Source organism: Vibrio sp. 10N.222.55.A1 (assembly GCF_041473835.1).
GTDB classification, from domain to species: Bacteria; Pseudomonadota; Gammaproteobacteria; order Enterobacterales; family Vibrionaceae; genus Vibrio; species Vibrio crassostreae_C.
Genome location: NZ_JBFRSX010000039.1, coordinates 31,888 through 58,438 on the forward strand (window position 1 = coordinate 31,888; position 26,551 = coordinate 58,438).

Annotated in this window: 18 protein-coding genes; 6 read left to right on the top strand and 12 right to left on the bottom strand. The window is 45.1% G+C overall.

Annotated elements, in window-relative coordinates:
* Positions 1-3: 3 nt before the first annotated feature.
* Together AB4493_RS13320 and AB4493_RS13325 are read right to left on the bottom strand one after the other, a co-directional pair.
* Positions 4-1,128, bottom strand: coding sequence for a DUF917 domain-containing protein (locus tag AB4493_RS13320; protein ID WP_372155158.1), 1,125 nt, complete (start codon positions 1,126-1,128; stop codon positions 4-6).
* Positions 1,129-1,133: 5 nt separating this feature from the next.
* Complete coding sequence (locus AB4493_RS13325; protein ID WP_017064775.1) at positions 1,134-2,459, bottom strand: cytosine permease; 1,326 nt, start codon at positions 2,457-2,459, stop codon at positions 1,134-1,136.
* 93 nt (positions 2,460-2,552) lie between these two features.
* On the opposite strand from AB4493_RS13325, the gene AB4493_RS13330 reads away from it, so the two are divergent.
* On the top strand, positions 2,553-3,491 hold the full coding sequence (locus AB4493_RS13330; protein ID WP_017069448.1) for a LysR family transcriptional regulator: 939 nt from the start codon (positions 2,553-2,555) through the stop codon (positions 3,489-3,491).
* A gap of 101 nt (positions 3,492-3,592) precedes the next feature.
* Here AB4493_RS13330 and AB4493_RS13335 read toward each other — a convergent pair whose 3' ends face one another.
* From AB4493_RS13335 to AB4493_RS13345, 3 genes are all read right to left on the bottom strand, one after another.
* Positions 3,593-5,947, bottom strand: a complete 2,355-nt coding sequence (locus AB4493_RS13335; protein ID WP_372155160.1) for a fatty acid cis/trans isomerase — start codon at positions 5,945-5,947, stop codon at positions 3,593-3,595.
* Between the two features lie 222 nt (positions 5,948-6,169).
* Positions 6,170-7,834, bottom strand: a complete 1,665-nt coding sequence (locus AB4493_RS13340) for a VRR-NUC domain-containing protein (RefSeq protein WP_136974410.1) — start codon at positions 7,832-7,834, stop codon at positions 6,170-6,172.
* A gap of 57 nt (positions 7,835-7,891) precedes the next feature.
* Positions 7,892-9,130, bottom strand: coding sequence for an OFA family MFS transporter (locus AB4493_RS13345; protein WP_017067032.1), 1,239 nt, complete (start codon positions 9,128-9,130; stop codon positions 7,892-7,894).
* A 594-nt stretch (positions 9,131-9,724) separates the two neighbouring features.
* Here AB4493_RS13345 and AB4493_RS13350 point away from each other — a divergent pair.
* Positions 9,725-10,105, top strand: a complete 381-nt coding sequence (locus AB4493_RS13350; protein WP_017064770.1) for a hypothetical protein — start codon at positions 9,725-9,727, stop codon at positions 10,103-10,105.
* A gap of 180 nt (positions 10,106-10,285) precedes the next feature.
* On the opposite strand, the gene AB4493_RS13355 is transcribed toward AB4493_RS13350, so the two are convergent.
* Complete coding sequence (locus AB4493_RS13355) at positions 10,286-10,630, bottom strand: YajD family HNH nuclease (RefSeq protein ID WP_017060876.1); 345 nt, start codon at positions 10,628-10,630, stop codon at positions 10,286-10,288.
* 284 nt (positions 10,631-10,914) lie between these two features.
* Between AB4493_RS13355 and yghU the strand changes: the two genes are divergently transcribed.
* From yghU to AB4493_RS13370, 3 genes are all read left to right on the top strand, one after another.
* Positions 10,915-11,772 carry a glutathione-dependent disulfide-bond oxidoreductase gene (gene yghU / locus AB4493_RS13360; protein WP_017064768.1) on the top strand — a complete coding sequence of 286 codons (858 nt, stop codon included), beginning with the start codon at positions 10,915-10,917 and terminating at the stop codon, positions 11,770-11,772.
* A 276-nt stretch (positions 11,773-12,048) separates the two neighbouring features.
* Positions 12,049-16,536 (top strand): SslE/AcfD family lipoprotein zinc metalloprotease, encoded by a 4,488-nt coding sequence (locus tag AB4493_RS13365; protein ID WP_372155162.1) that lies wholly within the window; start codon positions 12,049-12,051, stop codon positions 16,534-16,536.
* A 204-nt stretch (positions 16,537-16,740) separates the two neighbouring features.
* Positions 16,741-17,064, top strand: coding sequence for a DOPA 4,5-dioxygenase family protein (locus AB4493_RS13370; protein WP_017060873.1), 324 nt, complete (start codon positions 16,741-16,743; stop codon positions 17,062-17,064).
* A gap of 165 nt (positions 17,065-17,229) precedes the next feature.
* On the opposite strand, the gene fruA is transcribed toward AB4493_RS13370, so the two are convergent.
* Genes fruA through fruB form a run of 3 tightly spaced genes read right to left on the bottom strand, consistent with a single transcriptional unit; the run spans position 17,230 to position 21,108 of the window.
* Complete coding sequence (gene fruA, locus AB4493_RS13375) at positions 17,230-18,972, bottom strand: PTS fructose transporter subunit IIBC (RefSeq protein ID WP_372155164.1); 1,743 nt, start codon at positions 18,970-18,972, stop codon at positions 17,230-17,232.
* A gap of 15 nt (positions 18,973-18,987) precedes the next feature.
* Entirely contained in the window at positions 18,988-19,965 is a 978-nt protein-coding gene (gene pfkB, locus AB4493_RS13380) for a 1-phosphofructokinase (RefSeq protein WP_372155165.1), read from the bottom strand.
* Between the two features lie 9 nt (positions 19,966-19,974).
* A complete protein-coding gene (fruB, locus tag AB4493_RS13385; RefSeq protein ID WP_048608700.1) occupies positions 19,975-21,108 on the bottom strand; it encodes a fused PTS fructose transporter subunit IIA/HPr protein in 1,134 nt (377 codons plus the stop codon).
* Between the two features lie 363 nt (positions 21,109-21,471).
* Here fruB and cra point away from each other — a divergent pair, with 363 nt between their 5' ends.
* On the top strand, positions 21,472-22,476 hold the full coding sequence (cra, locus tag AB4493_RS13390; RefSeq protein ID WP_048608697.1) for a catabolite repressor/activator: 1,005 nt from the start codon (positions 21,472-21,474) through the stop codon (positions 22,474-22,476).
* Between the two features lie 84 nt (positions 22,477-22,560).
* Here cra and AB4493_RS13395 read toward each other — a convergent pair whose 3' ends face one another.
* The 3 genes from AB4493_RS13395 to nirD form a co-directional block, all read right to left on the bottom strand.
* Positions 22,561-24,351 carry a protein kinase domain-containing protein gene (locus AB4493_RS13395; protein WP_372155167.1) on the bottom strand — a complete coding sequence of 597 codons (1,791 nt, stop codon included), beginning with the start codon at positions 24,349-24,351 and terminating at the stop codon, positions 22,561-22,563.
* A gap of 183 nt (positions 24,352-24,534) precedes the next feature.
* Entirely contained in the window at positions 24,535-26,004 is a 1,470-nt protein-coding gene (locus tag AB4493_RS13400; protein ID WP_372155169.1) for a NarK family nitrate/nitrite MFS transporter, read from the bottom strand.
* Positions 26,005-26,147: 143 nt separating this feature from the next.
* Entirely contained in the window at positions 26,148-26,492 is a 345-nt protein-coding gene (nirD, locus tag AB4493_RS13405; protein WP_012600889.1) for a nitrite reductase small subunit NirD, read from the bottom strand.
* Positions 26,493-26,551: the final 59 nt, after the last annotated feature.

Below are 26,551 nucleotides of genomic sequence, written 5' to 3' on the forward strand. Positions count from 1 at the left end.
CGACTACCTCTTCAATGCAGACTTTAGTTGTTCAATGGTTTGATACTCGACGGTGTAGCCAAAGTAACCCGGGCCCGCGACTTCAATACCTTTGTCAGTGCGCCATTTGGGGTCGCAAGGGTAAGCGATAAGGTCGATGCGCTGCCCGTAACGAAGTTGTTCGGTTGTGATTGGCTTACCCGTTTCATGATCCAAGATCGAAATAAGATCCGGTGTTGATGCCAGCAGGTTATCTTGGCTCATGTCTGCGCGGCTTGTACCTTTGTGCGCGAGAAGTAATTCGTTTTGGAACTGCACAAACACGTTATCGACGCCGGTATCTTCAAACTGAGCCAGCTTTTCAATCACGACACCACCTGTTGCAAAACCACCATCGGTTTCACGTTGAATATCAACAATCTTGCCACTGATGATGGTATGGCCGCCGACAATGTCTAATACGGCCTGTGTGCCACTTTTATTGTTGTCGTTCGCCAGTCTAATCGCTTCACCAATCTTCATTGCTTGGGTCAGTGTCGCAGGCAGTGCACTGCGTTTTAGGTTCTTACCGTTCATTGGGTAATCGCACATTGCTGCAGAGCCACCCATCTGTTCGGTAATCGGCCTCGCAAACTTTTCAGACCAAATACCGTCAATCGGATAAAGCGTGACGATATTGCCACGCTCATCGGCCAATGTGTTCGGTGCCGAAGGGAGACCATCAAGAAAGAAGGTCACCATCTGAGCTTCTGGGAACGCACGTCCCATCGCATCACAATCGATCACAGGAATGCTCTTTTGTGCTGCAACGAGAATTGGAATCAATGAATTGAAGCCGCCTACTTCGATAGGAAACGTTGCCGCCACTTCAGTGCCGAGCGCTTTTTCCATCGCTTCGAAAGCAATCAACATTTGATCTTTCGAATTGAGTTTCTCTACTGCGACGGTTGGTGCGCCAATCATTGAAGAGGGCACTGTCATCCAATCGTCTTGTACGTCTTCTAAAGGAATCATGCGTACAGGGTGCTTTGCCGTTGCAATGGCTACTTTCGCCATCAAGGCACCGCTGTATGGGTCACCGCCGCCGCCAGTACCTAATACCGTCGCACCCAGCGCGATATCATCAATCATTTGTTCAGTAATAATCACAACTACTATTCCTTATCACTTGAAGGAGAAAGCTTCATTAGGGCGAGGTAAATCACACCAGCGGCAAGAATGCCGTCTAACGCCGAGATGCTGGTGAACGAAAACAGGTTGAAAAACTCTGGTGCAGTACAAGCGCTGAATGCAGTACCAAATGCCCAAGAAGCCAAGCCTTTAAACATCCAAGCTGGAACTTGTTGGATGTTCTCAAAGCTCATTTTTGTCGAATCTAAAACATAATATTGAACGATGTAGACACCCGCAGCAGGCGCAATGGTTACGCTGAGTAGCATTAAGAAGTCGGTAAACTTGTTCACCATGCCGAGTTGAGCGATACCAATGCCGACGATGGTCATGATCACAACCAGAACAGGGCGCGGAATCTTAGGTAGAACCATCGACATGCATAAGCCGCCAGAGGTTAGGTTGCTACTGTTGGTGGTCCATTGTGCGAATACCAGTACTATAATGGCCGCCATGCCTAAACCTAGGGTGAAGAAGACTTCGACTAGGTCGTCGGTGCCGGTCATTTTAGTCAAGATCAATGCGATAAGAATGATGGCGCTGTTGCCGACGAGGAAACCGATACCCGCTCCTAAAATCGCATCACGGCGTGTTTTGGCGTAGCGAGCAATATCAGGTGCAGCAACCGCAGCTAGAATCCAGATAGACATAACAAAAGAGATGGCTTGGCCAAGCGTCAAAGGATCTTCAATCGATGGCGCTGCGCCACCTTGATAATCAGCAGCCATAAACAAACCGATGGTAATCAACGTCACCATCAATGGAACAGAATAGGTACTGAGTTTGCCTAAAGCACGAACGCCATAGATAGCCGTCATCATCATTAACACACTGCCGCCAATAAGAGCGGTGAGGTGTGAAATTATGATGTCGTATTTCGCCAGTGCATCGACCATGATGAAAGCGAAGAAATCAGCCTGGAATGCGAACCAGCCGACTAATGAGATGCCGTTGATGAAGCCAAGAATTTTACCGCCGTTACGGCCAAATACCGCGCTGCTCACCAGCGGGGTAGACACGCCAGCTTGAAAGCCAATGTTGGCACACAGCATCGCGATGATCGCCAATAAGCCTGAACCAATAAACGTGGCAAGCAGTGCGTCTTCAAAACCAATACCGCTGCTTAGAATCGAGCCGAGAAACAGTCCCGAAATGTCGATGCCGATTGCCAACCAAATAAGGCTGATGACCCACCAAGATCGTTTGGCCTTCTCGGGAACGGGTTCCAACTCGAAGTCATCTATCTTTTTGTGGCTGTGTGTTGCTTCGGGTTTATTCACGTAAGCTTCTGCCGCCATAGTGCCATCCATGCATTGTTATTCCATAAGTGTGAATAAAGCATACTGATGTATTTATTGTTAATAAATGAATATAATCAGATGTAAACATAACAAAAAACAAATGTGAGTGGCAAAGTGAATCCAAACAATAAGTTAGATAAAAGAGACCTACGTAGATTAGAGCTTTTTTGTGAAATTGTTGAACAAGGAGGCATCAATCAGGCGGTCGCAAGCACTGGGATTAGTCAACCAGTGCTAAGTAATCAGCTTATTGCCTTGGAAAAAAGCTTAGAATTAACATTATGCCAACGTGGTCGACGTGGTTTTAAGCTGACTCATGAAGGTGAGCAAGTGTATAAATATGCGAACCAACTAAAATCGACCTTAACCGACTTCGCTTATAAGTTACGAGGTGTACAGACGGAACTCTCTGGGCATGTGCGAATTGGATGTTTGGATAACACCGTCACTTTGCCTTATAACCCACTTCCCAAAGCGATCGAGACGTTTTACCAACGCAGTAACAGTGTAGAGGTGAGTGTTGATGTCGGGGATTTCACCCAGTTGAATGAGAAGTTAGCAAAGAGCCAGATTGATATGATGATAGTGGTTCTAGGGTCACATCAAAAATCAGCGTTTCAACATAAATACCCACTGTTTGAAGAGCACAGTTATCTGTATGCGCGTAAGGATCTGGCTGAGAAGATCATGGACAAGGATTTCTCATTGGATGGCTGTCGTATCAACATGGGCGGCTATGCCAAAGATGAGATGTTCCGATTACTGAATATTGAGCAGTACGATTCCGTAAAGCCTTTTGATGGCTGGCATGTCGAGTCGGGTGTAATTTTAACCTTGGCGGGCACACACCTGAGTTTTTTACCGTCTCATTTAATCGACCGTGGCCATTATGACCAAGCCTTGATTCCGCTTCAGCCCGAGAAGTGGAGCCTTAAGAGTCAGTTTTATGTGGTGTTGAAGCAACCTGTAGATTCCCTTTCCCCCGCCGCGCGTGCGTTTTTTGATGAGCTACACCAACCGGAAGCATCGGATTCAATATAGAGAACTCGTCGCTTCTCAATAGCACTTAAGATACTTTCTCATATACAAAAAATCCTCTACCAAGACAGAGGATTTTTGCTTTTATGCTTTATGAGTGAAAACTAACGGTTCTCGAAGCGGTTGTAATCCAACAATCCGAACTCGATCGGTTGGTCTTGTTGATACCAACGATGCACGCGATCACTGAATGGCCAGAACTCGCTAGAACTGCGTCGTACCGCAAACTTATCCAGCAGCGCCACGTAGTCTTCTTCAGTGCTTAAGTTTTGCAGCGTTTTAACCAGAGTAGGAATCTCGCTCTCGGTTAATGATAGGTAAGCCGCAGGGTAGCTACCGACAACGCCTCGTACGAGGGTAAGGTCATCATTGGCGTAATCACGGTTACCTTCTTCATTAAACAAGCTAGAAATGTTGCTGTGCGCGTTATTGTGAATCATGGTGAACAGTTGCTCTTCGCCGTTTTCACCTTCAATCATGATCATCACTAATTGAGGCACATGACGCAGGCCTTCGCCCTTTATCAAATTCACTTGGTTAAGCAGTGCTTCATTCTTCCTACCAAAACCTGTTTCAACAATCTCAAAGCGATTATCGAGAACAGGTGCGAGCTTATCTTTGAGCATATCAAGCAGTTCGTGTTTCGGATCCGCCGTTTTGTAAACCACGCTGGTCGGCTGATCAAAAGGTGCAATGTTTCGCTGCAAATAGTCACTCAGTTGTGCGCTTTGGTTCTGGTACCAACTAGAGTGTTCAATGTGACGAACGTCTTTAGGAAGAAGGCTTAAGAAGTTACTCTCACCTTCAAGACGCAAGAAGTCCATGAACATGCGTGTAATCAGCTGGTGGCCAAAGTTGCCGTAAACATCGAAGCCTGCAACGAGAAGATAATGAATACGCTCTAGAAGAGCATAATCAAGAATCCACGCAGTCTTAGGTTGCGTGCCAACTAACCCTTGTACAACAGAGGCGCTATCGAAGTGCCTAAAGACGGTGAGAGCAGCATTCGGGTTGATGCCATCGCCATCCCAAATGATGCCAGTGTCTAGGTGGACGCCACTCTCGAACCATTGGTTAGTGAAGTCTGATTTCGCGTTTAGGTATTGCGCTTGTTGCTTTGCGTATCTTACCCAGTTGGTCACAGGTACGGTGTTACTTTTTAGTTCGCTAGGTAGCTTTAAATTTTTCTTTTGACTTGCGTAGAAGGCGTTGATTTCCGGAACATCGGCTTTCTCTGGGTCGATGAAGAAAACCCAAAAACGGTCGTTAATTACGTTCAAGGCAAGTTGACCACGACACACAGGTCCTTTGATGTAGGCCATGATGGTGTTTTGCGCGTTATCTAACATGAAGTTGAAGCGCGAGTTTACTGGCAGCGCTTCAAATGATGTCATTGGGTTTGCTGAAACATCGATGTCGTAACTAGGTAGTTGTTTTACTTCGTAATTTACGTCGACAAACCAGGTGTTCCACTTTTGTAGACGCTCTTTATTAAGTGCGAAAGGCATGTGCGTTTTGTCGACGATAGTGCCTTGTTCTGGAATCAGACGGTAGTAAACACTGTCTACTTTTGGATCGTCATAAGGGCGACGAGTCGTGATGCGTTGTACCGCTTCTCCTGGTGGTGTTGCAGAGCGAACAACAGTAAAGAAACGCGTTGGTTGAGCTAAATCAGAAAAATAGACATGAGATAAAAACAGGTGCTCGTAGATATAACGTGCTGAAAGTTGACTCTTATTGTCGCTCTTGTTTAAAAAGCTTTCGTAGACATTAACGAGCTCTTGTTCTGCATCAGTCAATGGAATGTGGTCGTTCATTAACGCGCCATTTTCCAACCAACTCATTAAAGTCGCGTATTCGGTTTTGTCTAAGTTTGGCATCCCATAAGGCATTCCCCAAGTTGGGTAATCTCTCTCGTATTGAGCGTATTCTTCAATGGTTGGGCACTGTTGGTCGCGATCGATTGAAAAGTCGAAACCTTCAAGCTGGGTTTGATCGGGCAGAGGGTGATTCTCTTTCTGGATCAACATACGAGAAACAAGACCAGCATCGAGGTTAGCCGTTGAGTTCTGCATACGCTCATTGAGGACTGGATGAAAATCCGCATCGCGCCACTCTTGCGTGGTTAACGCATCTTCAAACAAGCGAGTAGGGGCTGATGCCGTTAAGCGGGTGCCTTGATAAACGAGTGCCTTGCTCGCGCCTCGGTCTATACCTTCCACTGAAGACATTTTGAGTTGGCAAGGGGCGTCATAACAAGCGTGACAAACCACGCATCGGTTATCAATGATGGGCTTTACTTCGTCAATGAAGTGCTGCGCTTGAGCTGAAAGAATAGGTGCTTGGCGATCGCGTACTTGTTGTTCACCAAACAGTTCGTCGAAGTTTAAACCCGCGTAGACGGCACAACCTGAGAAGACGCTAACAAAAGCTAAAATGAAGAGTTTTTTCAAATTCATACGTATTTAAATATTAGGCATTTTCTATAATTATATCGAAAATGATTGAAAATGCTCATGTTCTAACAATTTTGTAGACAAGATCTTGATGGGACGAGTGACTTGTCGATGCGCGTTACTCGCTAGTGCTCAGAAATTGGTGTTTAGACTTAGCTAGATTTAAGTCCCAAGAGCTAAAAGCTAGCAGTTAAGAGTTAAGAGTTAAGAGTTAAGAGCTAAGACTCATTGATTGACGTAACAAACAGAGAAGGGGACAGACAATCGCTCAAACTCTTTGATCCAGCGCCACTGGTTGTCTTGCAGTTTATCGCCAGGGCCTTTGACTTCAATCCAATGAAACTCATCGCCCTTGAACGCAATCAAATCCGGCATCCCAGTTCTAAATAGCTTTAAGTCACTCAATATCACTTTGAAGAGGTCTACAACCAAGGCATTTGGAATTGAAGCCATGCCATGTTCGATGAGTGCCTTAGGAAAATAATTCCAATGAACAAAGGGGTTCGCGATACCTTGCTTTTCATCGTAAGTATCAAGAAAATGGTTCAGCCCATGTTTGGATATCGTCTGAAACACGGCTTCAATCTGTTCGGCTCGCTTGTCTACGAAATCTGAATGGTACAGATCCAATGGTCGATGTTGGTAACGATTGATAAAGGCGCCTTCAACGTCTGCGAAAATGACATCCCAGAAAGCCAAACCAAACAAGCCACACAGAAAACTGTTTTCTGAAAAGTAGACGTCCCAACCTTGGTTCTCAAAATGCTGCTTTACCGCAAGCTCGACTCGAGTTTGGCTGAGGTCTAATTCCAGTTTTAACTCTTTGCAGCTCGGCTTTATGGTTCGTGAAACTTTGTGCCCCTGTTTCCGTAGCAGCCGGTCTTCAAGCTTAATAGCGATTTCCAACTCTGACACATCCGATGGAGTAGCTTTCATTTGCGTGACAATGTCACACATTAAGTCTAGCGTACCTTGCTTATCATAGATGCGTGCAAGTCGTTCTCTGCTCGGAGGAAGTGTAGATTGTCTGAACCAAAAGATAGCTTGGTCGTTTAGATTAAGCCTTTCAAGATCGCGAGCAATATCATTGATCAAACGCGATCGTTTTCTGGCAATACTTCTGTGTTCTGATTCTTCAGGAATCGCATTTAAAAGCAGTTCCAGAAACTCGCCATCTTTGCGGTCACCTTCTGAATACAAGCGTTGAATATCGCGCATCTGGATTAATTGATTGAGCTGATCCCTAGAGGTGAAGAAGCGGTGTTGCTTGCTTAATGGGTAGTTCTCAAAGGTGTTTAGCCCAAGGTCGCTTAACACGAACTGACTTAAGTCTTGATAGGTGTTGGCAAAGAACAGCAACAGTAATACATCAATCACTTGAGATTCGATGACGTAAATACAGTCGAAAGAGAGGTTTTGAAATTGGTCAAAAGGTTGCTGATCAAGCCGTAACAACAGCTCGTCTTTCTTGGCATTTCTATGGCTCTTAAGGGCGGGGAATACACTCAACAGCTCTGGTTTGGTGAGCAAGTGAAATCCGAGCTCGACCTCACTAATGGCGAGGTCATGCTGTTCTTCGGGATGACTCAACCCAATGAAGCCTGAGCTGTTTAGCTCTTGCAGTACGGTCTTTAGATCTGGGATCTCAACATAGTTGAGTTTATCGCTGCGAAACCAACGGCCTTTACGAGAAAGCAAACGAACCATTAGGCATTGGCTTGAAACAGAAAGACGTTTGTATGCGGACAACCAACGACATTCATCATCACTCAGAAGATCGGGGTAGAGCGTTTGAGCGTGTTCAACCAGTCGATTGAAGTTGTCGAGATAATAAGTGGGGGAGAGCTGAAGAGTGGTTTCGGTCGTCAATGGAGAAGTCGCTTGATACAAAAAGAGCCTAACCCTAAGGTTAAGCTCTTCAGTAACAAATTCAATCTTTTCTGTTGATTAAGCTTGTGATGCTTTTAGTTCAGCAACTTTAGCTTCAGAGATTGGTTTAGTGATGATTGCTAGAACAATACACACTGCCATCATAACTGCAGAGATTGTGTAAGCTAGGCCGTAACCTTCGCCGTTTGACATTGAGAAGCCAACAACTGCTGCACCGATAGCGCCGCCGATACCCCATGCCGTGTAAAGCACGCCGTAGTTAGTACCGTAGTTTTTCAGGCCGTAGAACTCAGCAGTTAGTGTTGGGAATACTGCTAGAAGCGTACCGTAACCAACCGCTGCGATAGCCGTACCAATGATTAGCGTGAATTCAGAGTTGAACGTAGCGAATAGAGCCATGTTCGCGCCTTGAAGGATGAACGCTAGAAGTAGAGTACGTACGCCACCGATTTTATCTGCAAGCATACCCGCAGCAACACGGCCGCCTGAGTTGAATACTGCAAGGATAGACGCTAGGTAAACTGCGTTTGGCAGGTTAGCTTGAACGCTAGCAATTGTAGTGATGTTACCGATGATCATTAGACCAACAGATGCAGCGAATGCGTACATGATCCATAGAGAGTAGAACTGAGGAGTCTTCAGCATTACTTTCCAAGTTAGGTCTTCAGTCTTCTTAACCGCTTTAGGAGCTTGGCCTGCTTTTACTTTAGGCTCAGCTGGCGTGTAATCCGCTGGTGGGTTGTTGATTGTTGCTGCTAGAGGTACTGCGATTGCAAGTACACCAACACCAAGAATCATAAAGCTAGTTTGGATACCCATGCTGTCGATTAGCGCAGAAGTTACTGGTGCTAGGTAAATAGCCGCAAGACCGAAGCCTGCTGCGATAAGACCGTTAACCATACCTTTCTTAGAAGAGTGGAACCACTTCATTGCTGATGGAGACAGACATGCGTAACCGAAGCCGATACCTGCACCTGTTATAATACCGAACGTGATGTTCAGCATCATAGGCGTTGTAGCGAAACCAGAAGCAATCATACCTAGGCCTGTAAGCGCTGTACCTAGGATAAGGATCTTACGTGGACCCATACGGTCTTGTAGGATGCCCGCAACAAGAAGACAAACAGAGAATGTGATAGTTGCAATAGCGTAAGGTGAAGATGCTTCAGCAGCACTCCAACCAGCTTCAGTTACTAGCGCTTTGTTAAATACACTCCAAGCATACAGGATGCCAAGACAAAGGTTGATACAGAAGCCTGCTAGCAGGATACGTGTTGCTTTATCAATCTTGCTCATTTTTATTCTCAGTTTTGTCATCGGTTAGTGGAGAGCCACTTAACTAAAGACGGGTTATTGTGATTGTTTCTTCAAAATTAGTTTGCGTTTATCAACAGATAGCGCAAAAGAGCGCGGATTATAACCAATTAAAATGTGATTGGAATCTCTTTTTCCATTTTTGGTAAATTAAATTCAATTTGTTAATAAGTTGTTTTTCATTGGTTTTTGAAATGTTTTTAACACCTCTCTATTTTGTTCTTTTTCGCTCTGTCTTCTTATTATTTCAGGGATTTTGAGGTGATGGTTTTTGAATAGACGCGTATTGCGTGCGGATATCACAGAGTTACAAATAATTTTAATTAATTTCCAAGGTTAAATTTGTGTAACAAAATAAATCGTAACAGCGCTTTGTTCATATGAGACAAGGAGTAACGGAGTTTTATTAAAAACAGAATGTTAAGCAATTGTTAAAGGTGATTTTTGTTAGTACTTTTGCTTACATTTTGTTCGATTGGAGGGGTTGTGTTGTCCGTAAAAAGTGGGAAAATAGTATGCAAACTGAGATTCCAAATTTGAAAGGATGCGTTTCCAACTTATGGTGAGGCGAGTATTATGAAACTGTTTTTAATTTTATTGATGTCAATTTCTGGTGGTGTAGCGGCAGCTGACCATATTCACTCTTTCCTATTCGGCTTCTATGTTGCGGCTCTAGCAGTTGGTAGTTGCTACTGGCTTGCATTCCGCAGTACGCGTTTCCCACAGTTGGCATTAGTGCTATTGATGTGTGGCTTTTTTGCGAAAATTGCAGTGACTGTTATCGGTGTTTCTTGGGGTATCTCGAACGATATCATTCAATCGCCGTTCATTTTCTCATTGTCATACCTGTTCTTCTTAGTGGTTGTGTCTTACGTTTGGTTTGCATACCGCGATAAATTGACGCTAAAACAACGCGCTAAGAAGGTAGAAGAGTCTCGCAAGCAAGCGGCAGCATAATTCGATTTGATTCTTAAAAAGCCTTCTTCGGAAGGCTTTTTTGATCCTGCCTACCTGAACTCTATTATTTGGTTATGACGGCAGATAAAAGAAACCCCAGTATGGTGACATACTGGGGTTACTTGTTATGTATCTATTATCTAGCAGTTACCATCTACCAAAGACTACTCTGAAGGTGTGTTATTTCTTCATCATCTTAGCGAGATCGGCGAACGGGTTGTGTGTCGCTGACTGATGATCATCTAAACTCGCTTTTGCATCCACACCATAACGCTCATGGTCAGTGTATTTTGAATGCTCATGATCGTGACAGTACAGGCACAGTAGCTCCCAGTTGCTGCCATCTTCAGGGTTGTTTGTATGGTCGTGATCCACGTGGTGAACGGTAAGCTCTCGGAGGTTTGAGTAAACAAATTCGCGCGCACATTTACCACAAACCCAAGGGTACAGTTTTAGTGCTTTTTCGCGGTAGCCTTTCTCTTGGCGAGCATACGCTGCACTCGAACCTGTGAAATCAGAAGACATTGCCAAATCCTTATCAATTGTAATATCCCGATTTTATCACAGCTTTCTTGAAGCTGTCGGTATGTCGTTCGTAAAATCATTGCTAAATGATGCAGTGGACTTATCGATATTAGATTGAAGTTTGAATACAGACTTACCTTCTACACACTAACGCTTAAGCGGGTTATGTCTTTCTGGAATAAGCCATGCTTAACAGTTTGAAAATAAATCGTATTCAGGGGTTTTAACCGCAGGCATGTGACCTAATATCAGTTTGTGAGACCCTATATTAATAAGGAAATATCATGTCAGAACAATACACTCCGCCAAAAGTTTGGGTTAACGATACTGCTGGTGGTAACAAGTGGGCAAACATCAATAGTCCTGAATCTGGAGCTCGCTTTGATAAAGAGCTTCCTGTTGGTGACCATGCTTTTCAATTGTATTCTCTTGGCACACCTAACGGTCAAAAAGTCACTATCTTGCTGGAAGAGTTGTTAGCGGCGGGTGTTAAAGAAGCTGAATATGATGCGTACTTGATCAACATCGGTGAGGCTGATCAGTTCTCTTCTGGCTTTGTTGGCGTGAATCCAAACTCCAAAATACCAGCACTTGTCGACAAGTCTGGTGACGAAGACGTGAATGTATTCGAATCGGCATCTATCTTGATGCATCTAGCAGAAAAATTTGGTCACTTCTTACCAAAAGAAGGGGCAGCAAGAACGCAAACCATTAACTGGTTGTTCTGGGCACAAGGCTCGGCACCATTCCTAGGCGGTGGTTTCGGCCACTTCTACGCTTACGCGGATGAAAAGCAAGAGTACCCAATTAACCGCTTCGCAATGGAAGCTAAGCGTCAACTAGATGTGTTAGACAAACAGCTCGCAAATAACACATTTGTGGCGGGTGACGAGTTAAGCATCGCTGATATCGCGATTTGGCCTTGGTATGGCAACCTTGTGCTAGGCAAAATTTACGATGCGGCCGAGTTTCTACAAGTTGAGTCATACACCAACGTTGTGCGCTGGGCGAAGCAACTAGAAGCGCGCGAAGGCTTCCAACGCGGCCGTGTGGTTAACCGTTCATTTGGCGAAGAGTGGGAGCAAGTACCAGAGCGCCACTCTGCAGAAGACATTGACCGAGTTTTAAAGCTTAAGCCTTAGTTCTTTTTTGAACGTGTTTTTGGCAGATATACCCTATCGGTCTTAATGTTAATGGCTAATTGAAACGCCATATCTCAATCGAGATATGGCGTTTTTCCGTTTTAAGGTAGGGAGAGGTTTTGTAATTGGAATGAGAGTCTCAATTATCATTTTGTTTTTCTTATTCAATCGCTTATGAGTAATGGTCTTTGTGGTTAAGACAAAAAACAATAGTCATCGAGGTGGAGTAAATCTATAAGATAACGGTCCACTTTAAATTACGACTAACTTCGCTCAATGAAAAAAAACTTAATTGCGTTGGCTATCATATCCACGGCTCTTTTAGGGTGTAATCACGACTCACTAAGCTATAGTGGTGGCCCTGATACGGCTCCTCCAACAGATATTGTACCACCAACGGACATTCTTCCTCCGACAGATATTGTTCCACCAACGGATATTCTTCCGCCGACTGACATTATTCCACCAACAGATATTATTCCCCCAACAACTTACATCGGTTCACTGTTGTCGAGCGGGGCGTTTGTTTCTGGAGATGTGTACTGTGACGGCATTCATCTTGAAAACGGAACGTTCAGTGTAAAACAAGGCGTGAGTTTTAGTTGTACCTTGGGTCACCTTACTTTAGGTGATTTCACGGCTCCTTTCCCCGAAGTCACAGAAAGCACGATTTCAAATGATGCGCTTCATGCGGCATTTGAGTTGACAGAATTACATGGAGACAACGTTACCAAGGTACTCGAATCAATTGATGTTTGTGAGACTGAAAGTGCTATCTGTCTAAAAGAGCTGGATGCTTTTGATATTGAGGATGTGTTCTCGCAGCTTGATGATCAAGATGCTGTCGATGCGTACTTTTCATCGAAAGAAGAGGAGTCTACAGATGAAGTAGGTAAGGCTCCTAGTTCACACGTAGACACAACTGTTGTTCCTGCGGTTGACCCTAATGCGGACAATAACCTTAACGCTGGTTTTGTTTCTGCAGACGCGGAGTCTACCTATGCTTATAAGCCAAGTGTTGAAGGTAAGGTGTTAACTCGCAGTAAGCTTACAGACGCTAATGGTACGCCGATTTCTGGGATCAGTTTCTTTTCGGCTAACGCGACGGGCGTGACGGATGAAGAGGGAGTCTTTGAGTACCTGTGGGGCGACAGAATCGTTTTTGGTATTGATACGTTTGAGTTTGGCTCCATTACGGGTAATCAGGTTGCTTATAAATTGTCTGATGTGACCAATAATGTGGTTGAGAAAGCGAATATCCAGTCATTACTAGAGCGCTATGCGGTTGATCATGTAAGTTATTATGAGATATCTGAAGAAGTCCAAGATACCTTTTCAAATTACCCTAACGTTATAAATGAGTTGATCAACCTAACTCTGCCAAATGGGGGGCTGATAGAGGGTACAGACTTCGAACTTCCTAATGAGTTTGTTGGTCAGTTTAGCCAAGGGTTAACGGCAGTCATTGATGAGCAGCTGCGCCAAACGCCTCAGTTTATGGATTATGTTCGTCAACCTGCCGTTTTATCTATGAATTCTGGTCAGTATGTAACAGAGTCTCTGCAGCAAATCTTCCACAACGTCACCAAATTCCATGTCTTCAATGACAATGGTAGCTTTTACGGTGCGACGGGGTATACCCGTGGTATGCGAGCTCTGAACATATCGAACAGAGCATTCCCTGTGGTGATGCCAAGAACTGATAAAAACCGTGAGCTTTACTTTGGTGAGCAACAGGCTTGGACTCGTGAAGGTAAGCCTTACATCGCACAACACCCAAGCATCTCGATGCCTCCGATTCCTTTAGTCTCTGAAGACAACGCGACTTATGGTTTCCCATTCGTTACTGCAGGCGAGATAGGCAAAGGTAAGGTCGTGTTCATGGGCAATGGCTTATATCCAAGTATTCTGTCATGCCCAGAGAATTATTGGGCTAATCGCACATTACATATCGACAGCAACAAACAACAGTGCACTGTTTCGAAGTTTGAAAACCTACTACATGATGACCAAGGCAGCATGAGGTTGTTTTTCTCGAACTTGTTTGAGTGGTTCAATAATGGTTTGCCTATTGCTGGGATGAATGCAGTGACCAATATTGACCAAGCCTATTCGGCTTATCACCACTCCACAATGGGTAAGCAGTACACGTTTTTTGTTAGTCCTCAGTATGGTTTTGCGTCAGTAGAAAAGCGTGGTTCAGGTGACTTTGATGATTTGGATGCGAGTAATACGCCGATTTTGATCCTTCAGGCATACCCACCTAAGTTGGTTCAAGATGGCATGACTAACCAGTTTGTTGCTGACTTGGATAACCCGAACTTAAACCAAGACGATATTACGGCTCTTATTAACTATGTTAATGACGGTGGCAATATCTTGTTTATGGATGCGATTCAAACGACTAATCCTGAACCTGTTGGACGCTTGGCAGATGCCGTAGGTGTATCTCTTGGTGGTGAAAACGTTACCCCGACAAACCAAGCTTTCTGCGGTAGCTCTTATTACTGCCAAGCACCTTATCCTAATCTTCACGTGAAGAGTCAAAAGGAAATGGTGGTTCTTGAGCGTTTTCAAGATAACCAAGGAGAGCCTCCATTCACGGTAAATCAAGATGGTACGGTTGAGTGGATCAAAGATGAGTCCAAGATTAAGTTTGAGATCCCGACTTATGAGGTTACTAAGTTAGACGCTGAAGGGAAGCCAGTGCTTGATGCGTCTGGTGTAACAGTAATGGAGAAAAAATCCGCACGTATCTTTGTTGAATCGGCAGAAGAGCGTGAAGCGGCGATCAAAGAACTGCAATCTGCATTTGTTGGAACTGATCTTTGTACAAACGATTATGAATATGAATTTAACTGTATTGAGACTCGTTCTGGAGACGGTGTTACTGTTCGTGGTGCTTATCATCGCGCAGACTTTGATCGCTATGAAGTAAGTGAAGCTGTTGTTGGTAGCATGGTTAAAGCGGCGAACTTGGGCACTAACTTTACGGCGCTTTATGAGCATGAAATTTACTATAGAACAAAAGGTACTCAAGGTAAGCGTCTGTCTAACAGCGAATTGAATCAAGCGTTTGATAACCTGTCTGTTTGGATGTGGAATGACAACGCATACCATTTTGAAACAGAAATACAAGATGAGTTGGGGTTCAAGCAGGCTGTTCAGTTCCTTAACTGTTATACAGAAGACTTACATCAAACAGACACAATGGATGCACAGTGTCCTGTTGACCTAAAAGCGTCGTTAGTCGCTAATGGAATGATTCATGGCGAAGGTGAGTTATCTGGGCAGTTGAATCCTAGCTATCCATTAAATTACATGGAGAAACCTCTGACTCGTATTATGTTGGGGCGCTCATTCTGGGATCATGAAATCGTTGTTGATACCACAATGTATCCGGGTCGAACTTCGGGGGCATCTTCGTCAAGTACGGTAATGGTTCAGACCAACGGTAAAGCGGTGACGTATTCGGCAGGAAACAATCAATCGACAGGTCTGTGGGCACCTCAATTACAAGAAGTAACCATTCAAGATGGCGTGGCAGCTACGATTACTGTGATGATCGCGGATGATCTTACAGGTAAGCCGAATCACGAAACGAGTTTGAAACGCCCTCCACGTATGCAAACCAGCTTTGACTACAATGGTTCGAGCTTAACTTTCAAGGTTCCATATGGTGGCCTTATTTACATTCAACCGAAAGTAAAAGAGCTTGGTGAAGTCTCGTTTAGCATTGATGGCGCGTTAAAAGCGGCTTGGTGGAAAGAGGGACAGTGGATTAACACTATTCAATCGGCAGACGCACCAATTGCAGAAATCGATACGGGTTCATTTATTTACACTACACCAATCAGGAATCTAGAATCCGCTGATTTGAACCAATTCGCAACAGATATGAATCGATTCGCTGAAGCGGCAAGTGACTTCTACGGGCGTGATGAGAAACAAAGCACTGGTTTACACCGTAGGTTCACTTATCCAGAACTGAATGCGTTCCGCCATCGTTTTGTGAATGACGTGCAGATTTCGATTGGCGCTGCTCACTCTGGCTACCCAGTGATGAATTCAAGCTTTAACGCAAATCGGACATACATTCCAACCAACCCTGTGAACGATTGGTTGTTGTGGCATGAAGTTGGTCACAACTTAGCATCAGCTCCTTTCCTTGCGGCTGGTAGTACAGAAGTGACCAATAACCTTCTTGCGTTGTATATGCAGGAGTTAGAGGGGCGCAATGCAAACCCTGAAATGGATCGTATTAAATCGGATATTAAGAAAGCACCTAAATGGCTAGAGCTTAATAATGAACATGCGTGGTCACATGGTGATGCAGGTTTACGATTAGTTATGTTTGGTCAGCTAAAAATCTGGGCAAAATCGAACTTTGCAATTGATGATTGGTATACACGCGGCGCAAGCCAATCTGATGTGTATGGTGAAGATGAAGGCTGGAACATGTTCAAACTTATGCACCGTAAAGCTCGAGGTGATAGAGAAGGCGACTCGAATACGAACTATTGTAGTGCTAGCGAGACTGGGCTTTCTGGTGGAGACCTAATGATGGTGTGCGCTTCTTATGTTTCAAACTATGACTTAAGTGACTTCTTTGAAGTTTGGAACGTGGGCGAAACGTCCATGACTAATGCTGATGGCACGAAGTCTTATAGTGGCGGAATTAGCTCTAAAGGTCTTAGTGCGGTTGAACAATTAAAACTAGAGAAACCAAACAACAGTCCTTTGAATGTTGATTCAATTTACTAACGCTAATTATTGCTAAAGCATTTTATAGCTTAAAAACAAACGCCACACTGAAACTACGTGTGGCGTTTTTGTTGGAATGCTCTAGAAATTTCAGCTAGATCAGTCTTCTACATGATGTTTAATACTTCGGCTGCCATTGGTTGACTGTCCTTGCTAGAGAAAGCAGGTTAAACTGTTCGCATCATAATTCTAAAGGATGGTGCCATGTACCACGGTCATATCTATTTCCCTCTGCGATTTGCAGAGCAAGCAGAAACACTGCGTCAGAAAATTTTAGCGGAACGTAAAGATGTATTAGAGGTTTTCCCATTAATACAGCGTTTGGTTGGTCCACATAAGATGCCAATGTTTGAGATTCACTTTGCGAACAAAGAGTCGGGCATTGTTGAATGGCTTGAGCAAGAACGCGGTGATATGTCGGTGCTTATTCACCCTGTAACTGGCGGTGAAGAAACTTTGGATCACACAGTACGAGCGATCTGGCTTGGTCGTGAATTGGGTGTCTTTGAAGAAACGCTTACTAGCTAATCAAATATACCAATATTGCACTTAACTCATTCCGACCGGAAAATACATGAACAATAAAAAGGCTCCTCAAATGAGGAGCCTTTGTTTTAAGGAGCCGTTTTACCAAGAAACCGGTTATCAAGAGCCTCTGGTTATCGGGCTGAACCGTTAACCAGAGTAGGGGGATTAAGCCTCTGCCGTTACTTTAGAGCCGCTCATCTTTTTAAGTGCTGCGTAGCCAAAGCCTGTTACTAGCGTACCTGCTGCAATCGCTACTAGGTACATAAGTACTGGAGAGATAGCGCCAGGAATCAGTAGTACGAATAGACCGCCGTGTGGAGCCATTAGCTGCGCACCAAACATCATTGATAGAGCACCTGTTAGTGCACCACCTGCCATACAAGCTGGGATAACACGCATTGGATCTTTCGCTGCGAATGGGATTGCACCTTCAGAGATGAAACATAGGCCAAGAACGAATGATGCTTTACCTGCTTCACGCTCGCCTGCTTCAAACTTGTCTTTCACTAGGAAAGTCGCAAGGCCCATACCTAGAGCTGGAACCATACCTGCTGCCATGATAGCCGCCATTGGTGCGTAAGTTTGCGAAGCCAGTAGACCAACACCGAATGTGTAAGCGGCTTTGTTTACCGGACCACCAAGGTCGAAACACATCATTGCGCCTAGAATCACACCTAGAAGAATCGCATTAGACGTACCCATGTTGTTTAGGAAAGTTGTCATCGCGCTCATCACGCCAGAAACAGGACCACCTACGATGTAAACCATCACAAGACCAGTGAACAAACTCGCGATAAACGGAATGATCAGGATAGGCTTGAGGGCTTCCATGGATTGTGGAAGTTGAACCTTGTCGGCAATGAATTTCGCTGCGTAACCGGCAATGAAACCTGCTGCGATACCACCTAGGAAACCTGCGCCCGTTGAGCTAGCCAACATACCGCCGATTAGACCTGGAGCCAGACCCGGACGGTCAGCAATTGAGAATGCAATGAAACCAGCAAGAACAGGAATCATCAGTGCGAATGCAGAACCACCACCGATAGTCATCAGTGCTGCTGCTAGCGTGCCTTCTTCTTTAAACGCTTCGATACCGAATACGAAAGAGAGTGCAATGATCAAACCACCCGCAACCACCACAGGAAGCATGTGAGAAACACCTGTCATTAGGTGCTTGTACACGCCTTTCTTCTCGTCAGCAGGCGCTGAATTTGAAGAAGCAGTGTGTTGGTATGGTTTAGCTTCTGCGAATGCTTTTTCCATCTCTTGCTTTGTTTTCTTAAGCGCAGGACCCGTTGTCGTTTTGTATAGCGCTTTGCCGTTAAAACGATCCAGAGGAACGTCGATGTCAGCTGCGATGATAACAAGATCAGCGTCTGCGATTTCTTGGTCTGTCAGTTGGTTTTTCGCACCTACAGAGCCGCGAGTTTCCACTTTGATTTGGTGACCTAGGCGTTTGCCTTCTGCTTCAAGCGCTTCAGCTGCCATAAAGGTGTGTGCAACACCCGTTGGACAAGCGGTAATCGCTACGATCTTCTTGCTGCCTGTCGCTGGAGAAGTGCCAGTAACTTCCACTGTAGTCTCAACTTGAGAAGCGTCTAATACCGTTGCTTCTGCTACCGCTTTCTCTAGAAACGCTTTTGCATCTGCAGTGCATTCAGAGATAGCCGCTTGGTACACTTTCTTACCAACAAAACGTGCTTTATCAACATTTTTGTTAGCTGCGATAACTACAACGTCGCTGCTGTCGATAGCGTCTCGCGATACAGTTGAATCAGGTAACACGCTTGATTGACATTCAATAGCGGCGTTCCAACCCAGTGCTTTTGCCGCTTGCTCTAGCAAGCCTGCTGCGATGATGCTGTTTGCTACGCCACTAGGGCAAGCTGTGATAATGGTAATATTCATAATAAACCTTTTGTCCTATTTGCTTGTGTCTAACTGGCTAGTTGGAGCACTAAGCGACTGTAATTGGATATTTTGTAGTACTGAATCCAGCTCTTGTTGGCTGGTGATGCCCACGCCTACCTGTGAAACTGCTAGAGCAGATAGGGCGGTTGCGAATTTAATAAGTTCTGGTTTTGGCATCTGTTGCATGTGACCCCAACATAGACCAGCAACCAATGTGTCACCTGCGCCTACCGTGCTTACTACTTGCATGCGCGGTGGTTGAGCATGTAACCATTCACCTTGGTTTAGCCACATCACGCCTTCAGCGCCAAGTGATACCACGATGTTATCGATGCCTTTTTCACTTAGGGCTTGGCCTGCGTGTTGGCATTGGTCACGAGTTGTCAGCTCTGCATTGAACAGCTGAGACAGCTCTTCATCGTTTGGTTTGATCAACCATGGTTGTGCATTGATACCGGCTTTAAGTGCGTCACGGCTGCTATCAAATAGCACCTTCTTACCTAAATCGTGTAAGCGTTGAACCCAAGAAGCGCAAAGCTCAGGAGAGATACCTTGTGGCAAGCTGCCTGCAATGACGAAATAATCGTGCGTTTCAGCAAGTTCTAATAGGGTTTCTTCGAACGCTTTAATCGCGTCAGCATCAACAGGAACACCTGGGAAGTTGATGTCGCTTACTTGGCCTGAGTTCTCTACCAATTTCACGTTAATGCGAGTTGCGCCATCAACACGGATGAAGCGGTCAGTTGCACCCATCTCTTCAAACAGTTGGCAGAACGCTTCTTCGTTATTGCGACCAAGGAAACCTGTTACGGTCACTTTCGCGCCAAGCTCTGAAAGAACTTTTGCGACGTTTACGCCTTTGCCCGCTGCATGCAGAGAGCCTTTGTTTACTAGGCTAACTGAACCTACATTTAGTGCGTCGATAGCGCCTGTCAGGTCTAGAGCAGGGTTAAGCGTTACAGTAACGGCTTTGATTTGTTTATCAGACATATCGACTCCTTAACCTTCGCCAAGGCCTGAAGCGATAGCTTTGCCAATCGATTCAAGTGCTTGTGCTGCGTCTTCACCTTCAGCAACAAACTGAAGCTGGTGGCCGTGTTTAACGCCAAGAGCGATCACTTTCATCAAGCTCTTCGCGTTCACTTCTTTTCCGTCGCCATCTAGGTTTGACACGCGGATTGTTGATTCAAACTTCTTCGCTTCAGCGACTAGCATTGCGCCCGGACGAGCGTGCAGGCCGTGTGCGTTTTTGATTTTGAATACTGCGCAGTTGTCATCGTCTTGAGACGCTGTAGAAACCGCTTCACCTTTCAGAAGGCCAATCACTTGCGCTGCGTCAGCTGTTAACAGTTGTTGCTGTTTACCTTCGAAAACCATCTTGCTTAGGTTTGCCAGAATAGATTGGTGCGCGCTGTTACAAGCTGCGAATGCTACCAATGCTTTAACTGGTGTGCCTTCGTATTCACAATGGTTCGCTGTTGAAACGAAAGATACGCCAGTGCGAGTTACACCTTTGTCGCTGCCCAACAACCACAGGCCTTGGCCTAGGTGAGTTGGTGTTTTCGTTACTAGGTCAGCAACGAATGCGTTGTCTGTGCAACCTGTGTTCTTAAGTAGACCGCCCGCAACTGCAGACATTTGAATCATGTCGCTTGCAGGGAACAGTAGCTGAACTAAAGAAGCGTCTAGGTCGGCTTCTAGCTGAACTTCGCCGTTAAGTAGGGCGATGATTTCGTCTTCTGATTTAGCTTGCTTTAATTTCTCTTCAACACCGTCTGCCGCTAGAACCTTTGTTAGTTGCTTAAGAATGCCTAAGTGCTCGTCAGATTTCGCTGCAATACCAATTGCTACGTAAACACGGTTGCCGTCTGCCCAATCAATACCTTCAGGGAAGTGGTGTACCGCAACGCCTGTCTCTTTTACTAGGCCACGAGTATCCGTCGTTCCGTGAGGAATCGCGATGCCGTTACCTAGGAACGTAGAGTTCTGGTTTTCACGGTTCAGCATTCCTTCAACGTAACCAGAGTCAACTAAACCTTTAGCTGTCAGGTCGCCAGCAATGTTTTGGATTGCTTTGAATTTGTCTTCGGCAGTTTGGCCTAGAGTGATGTCAGATTTTGATAATTTAAGCATGGTGCCTCTTTAGCGTATCGCTTGAGAATTTGTGTATCGCTACGATTCAGTCTAGAGCAATATTTGCCCGCTGCTTTATGCTTGCTGAATCGGTTCAGCATTCAGTGTAAAAAAATTCAGCAAAGCCGATTTTGGTTTTCAAAATAGTTTTGCTGCGTGTCGTAATTCCAGTTTCGTTAACAACAAGAAGCTGAATCACGACAAATGACGCTCAATCCATTCAAAAGGATGATTGAAGTCACTTTTCAGATTTTGCTGAATCCTTTCAGCTTTTATACTGAATCGATTCAGCATATAATTCAACTAATCCAAGGATCAGAAGATTGGTTATATGATCCTACGCACAAAATACAGGTCACCCATATGACACTAGATGAGATTGCCAAACTAGCCGGTGTATCGAAAACGACAGCCAGTTATGTGATCAATGGCAAGGCGCAGAAATACAGAATCAGTGAAAAGACACAGCAGAAAGTGATGGCAGTGGTGGAAGAGTATAACTACCGACCAGACCATGCTGCTTCCTCGCTGCGCGCTGGTAATAGCCGTTCATTTGGTTTGATTATTCCTGATCTGGAAAACAGCAGTTACGCGCGTTTAGCAAAATTGATAGAGCAGAACTCACGTAAAGTGGGCTATCAGATTTTGATTGGTTGCTCAGATGATGACGCTGAAACCGAGCGAAAGGTCGCTGAAGCCTTGGTAAGCCGTCGTATTGATGCCTTGCTGGTGGCGAGCTCAATGCCAGACGCCAATGAGTTCTACTTGAAGTTGCAAAACTCAGGCACACCCGTTATTGCGATTGACCGTCCTTTAGATGATGAGCACTTTGCCTGTGTGATCAGTGAAGATTTCGAAGCTGCATTTGAACTGACGCATTCGATTCTTGATGACAGTATTCATAGTGTTGGTTTGATTGGTGCACTGCCTGATCTGAACATTTCACGTGAACGTCAGTTGGGTTTTGAAGCGGCGAATAAAGCACATACTCAACAAACAGGGTTAACCGAAAACAAGCCGATGGTTGTCGGTTATGGCGAGCACTTTGACCGAGAATCAGGGCGTGAGATTTTTGAAGAGTGGATTGCTAAAGGCACAGTACCTGATGCGATTGTCACTATGTCTTATACCTTACTAGAAGGTGTGTTGGATGTGATGGTCGAAAAGCCAGAGCTGATCAGCCAAGTAAAGCTGGCAACCTTTGGTGATAACCGTTTATTGGATTTCTTACCTTTTAAAGTCCATTCATTGCCACAGCAATTCGAAGTGATTGCAGACAGCGCCTTTGCACTTGCTTTGAACGCGTCTGCTAAACGTTACCAAGCGGGTATTGAGTTAGTACCAAGAAGCTTAGTAAAGCGTGGCTAGCTCGAATTTTACGCTTAGCTAGAAGCCTCGCGTTTAGCTCGAGCTTGGAATTAACTCGAACCTGTAATTAACTCGAACTTGGTTTTAACTAGCACTGAGTAATAAGCCCATTTCTACAATGGCAACAATGCCGAGCAACAAAGCCAACACTTTCCAAAACTGGATTGGGTTTCGGTTTATCAAAGGTTGCTTGGCTTTGCTTTTCACCAAGCTTTGGTTTGGTGTGTAAAGGTCTGCTACAAAATCCCCCAACACTTGATGACGTTCGCTTGGTGATTCCGCGCAGGCTTTTTGTAACACTAAATCCACCCAACTTGGTAAGTCCGCTCGTTTCTGAGTTATGGGTTGGTATTCCCATTGATGGTGGCGAGATTGTTTAAGCGATTGGGCAGTCATTTCAGAGTAGGGCAATGCACCGGTTAGCATCTCATAGCCGATCACAGCGATAGAGAACAGATCTGAGCTGGTGGTCGCGCTGTTGTGCTTGATGGTCTCTGGCGCTATGTAATTGACCGCGCCTAATGGTGTGTCGTCTTTGTCGGTGAGCTCTCCCTCTTCAAGGCCTCTCACTAACACCGCACCAAGGTCGATGATTTTTACCTCACCATCACGTTGAATCATGATGTTTTCCGGTTTTAAGTCTCGGTGCACCATGTCTGCACGTTGTAATACTCGAATGCCTTGTGTGATTTTTTCTAGTATGTCGCGCACTTCATTGAGTGACGGCTTTGGATTGTCGTACATCCATTGTCTTAGGGTGATGCCTTCTACCCATTCGCAGATTTGATATAAGAATTGCGAGTTCTCTGGCGTCGGGTAAACCTTCATTACTCTCTTATTTTTCAGCAAGATCCCCGCCCATTGTTCATTAAAGAAAGCTCGAAGTTGCGAAGGGCTATCGTGATATTGAACGGAAGGGACTTTCAGCACGAACTCGGTTTGTGTATCTTTCTGTATTACACGATACACATGGCTTCTTGACCCTGCATACAACACCTCAAGTACCATGAAGTTGTCGATACTTTGCCCGAGCTTTAAAGCGGGTGGGATAGCACGTTTAGCCAGCTTCTCATGGAACTCAATCAGCGAAGGTTTAGGCAGATGGCTGACTTGCACAATCAAGCAGCTCACGTTGTCCGAGCTATTGTGGCTTAAAGCCATGTTACAGATGGTTTGTGCCGCGTATTCGAAATCCGCTCCGGGTTTGTCGATGTGTTCCTTGAAGGTGTTGGGAGAGACAAACTCGTGCACGCCATCAGATGTCAGGATAAAGCAGTCGTTTTTCTTTATAGGTAGGGTTTGATAGTCAACGTTGAGTTGGTTGTCCATGCCTAAGGCGCGTGTTAGATAATGCTTCTGTCCCATATTTTTACGCGTGTGGTCGCGGGTCAGTTGGCGTAATTCTCCATCTCTTAGTAAGTAGATACGGCTGTCGCCCACGTGGAAGATATGCGCGGTGTTTGATTTTAAAATCACGCTGCTGAACGTCGAAACGAGGGCATTGTGGTTCACTTGTTGTGCGGGATGAATATTAGAAACAGACGTGTTGAAGAGCCAAGAATTGAGGGACGTTAAGACCTTTTGCGCCGAACGTTGGATGCTCCAGCTTTGGGGAGTTGCGTAATAGTCGTCGATAAACTGCATCACGCTGGTGTGACTGGCTTTCTGGCCGTGTTCACTGCAACTTGCGCCGTCTGCTATGCAGGCAACACTGCCTTTCAACTCTTGCTCTGCGCGAGTTTTTGGGTGTTTTACAATGATGGCATCTTGGTTTTCATCTCGTACGCCTTGATTCGAATAACCACCAAACTTAAGCGTTAACTGGTTGTTGGATTCTGGCGTGATGACTTGCCCTTGGCTGAATGAAATTGTCATAACTGGTCTTCTTCTTAACTGCTCTTCTTCTTAACTGATCTTCTTCCCGCTTCCTTGACAGAACATCCTAGGAAGAACAAAAGCCCTAGTGAACTTAGAGCCTTTGAACGAAGCGCCTAGCATTGATGTATCCGCTAAGGTGCTTCTCCCGATTCAATAATATCAATGCTTCATAGTACAGACCTAGCTTGAAACATTAATCAGCGTGACACTGCCATCGTCGTTTACTTCGGCGATTTGACCGTTAGGCTCTTCCATGAACAGTAGAGTCACAAAGCCAAGTACCGCTGTTGCAGCAATCACTAAGAAGAAGGTTTGGTAGCTCACGAATGACAACACAGTTAGGTAAACTACTGCACCCACGTTACCGTAAGCGCCCGTCATACCTGCAATTTGACCTGTCATACGACGCTTGATTAGAGGAACCGTTGCGAATACCGCACCTTCACCCGCTTGCACGAAGAAAGAACACGCCATCGCCGCAACAACCGCTAGCCATACAGGCCATGTGCTGTCGACTTGACCCATTGCGAAGTAACCCACAGCAAGACCAATCGTTAGAATAAGCAGTGTTGGTTTACGACCGAATTTATCTGAAATCCAACCACCACCTGGGCGAGACATTAGGTTCATAAAGGCATAAGCCGATGCAACCATACCTGCAAGAACCGGTGTTAATTCAAAGGTGTCAGAGAAGAACAGTGGCAGCATAGAAACAACAGCCAGTTCAGAACCAAATGTCGCGAAGTACAATACGTTAAGTACCGCCACTTGCTTGAATTTGTACTGGTGAATCTCTGGTACTTCTTCTTTAAATACGTTCTTGTTTACTTTCCAAACTTGCGACACTTCGTACATGTAAAGCGCAGCTAAACCGGCATACACAGAGTAAACCGCCATGTCAGATAACATGTTGATGTTGCTTGGTGATAGCTTCCATGTCAGTAGCGCTAAAGCGGCATACATCGGGATCTTCATAATAAGTAGGAAGAAAAAGTCACCCTTTGATGTCACTTCCATTGCCGTTACTTGAGCCGGTTTGAAGTAAGTAGAACCTTTTGGTGTATCCGTTACGTTTTTGTAGAACACAAACGAGAACGCTAAACTCATTACGCCAGTAATACCGACCGCATAACGCCAGCCGTCTTCACCACCAAACGCTAAAGCCAGAGTTGGAAGCGTGAATGCTGCCGCTGCTGAACCGAAGTTACCCCAGCCGCCGTAAATACCTTCTGCCGTACCCAGTTCATTGTGTGGGAACCACTCAGACACTAGACGAATACCGACAACGAAGCCTGCACCGATGAAGCCTAATAGGAAACGAGCAATCGCCGCTTGAATAAAAGAGTCTGCCATAGCAAACATAAAACAAGGGATTGAACAGACCGCGAGTAGCGAAGAGTAGACCAATCTTGGGCCGTATCGGTCGGTTAACATACCAATGGCGACACGCGCCGGAATGGTCAATGCAACGTTGAGAATAAGCAGTGTTTTGATCTCTTCAGTAGAAAGACCAAGTGAGGTTTTCACCATTTGCAGTAGTGGGGCAAAGTTGAACCACACAACAAAGGTGATAAAAAAGGCCATCCAACTTAGGTGTAAGGTTTTCATCTTACCCGTAAATGAAAGCAGCGAAAATTTAGTGTTATCCATGGTTTAAATCCTTTAAATCTGGAAAATTACCCGGTTTGTGCACCTGCGTTACTTCCGAACTTAGAACGCTTTTAATGTGCATGAACCCTGTGCCGAAATTGCGCACGCTAATAAGCGTTTGCATGATGGTGTCGGCGGTTTAGTTAACTGGCGATAGCAAGTGGTGCGAGAACTTGAACTTGTTCTCCTTGTTTGCGAACTTCAAATTTCACGAGCTTGAGCTCAGGCTGTTCAAGACATTCGCCAGTTTCTAAGTGGTAATGCTGCTTGTATAAGGGTGAGGCCACGTAAGGTTCTCCGCTTAATGAACCAATTATACCACGTGACATCACATTCGCCTTGCCGATAGGGTCGTAATTAGAGAGCCCATAAAGCGTGTCGCTGCGCTTGCAGTAAAAAATAGCCACTTGGTTATCGTCTACTTTGGCGCAAATTCCCCCGTTTGGGGTTAGATCGCTGGTGCTGCATACGGTTGTCCAATTTTCCATGACTTTCTCCTAGTCTAAAATTGAGTTTTTATTCTTTTATTGATGAACCTGATGAACCT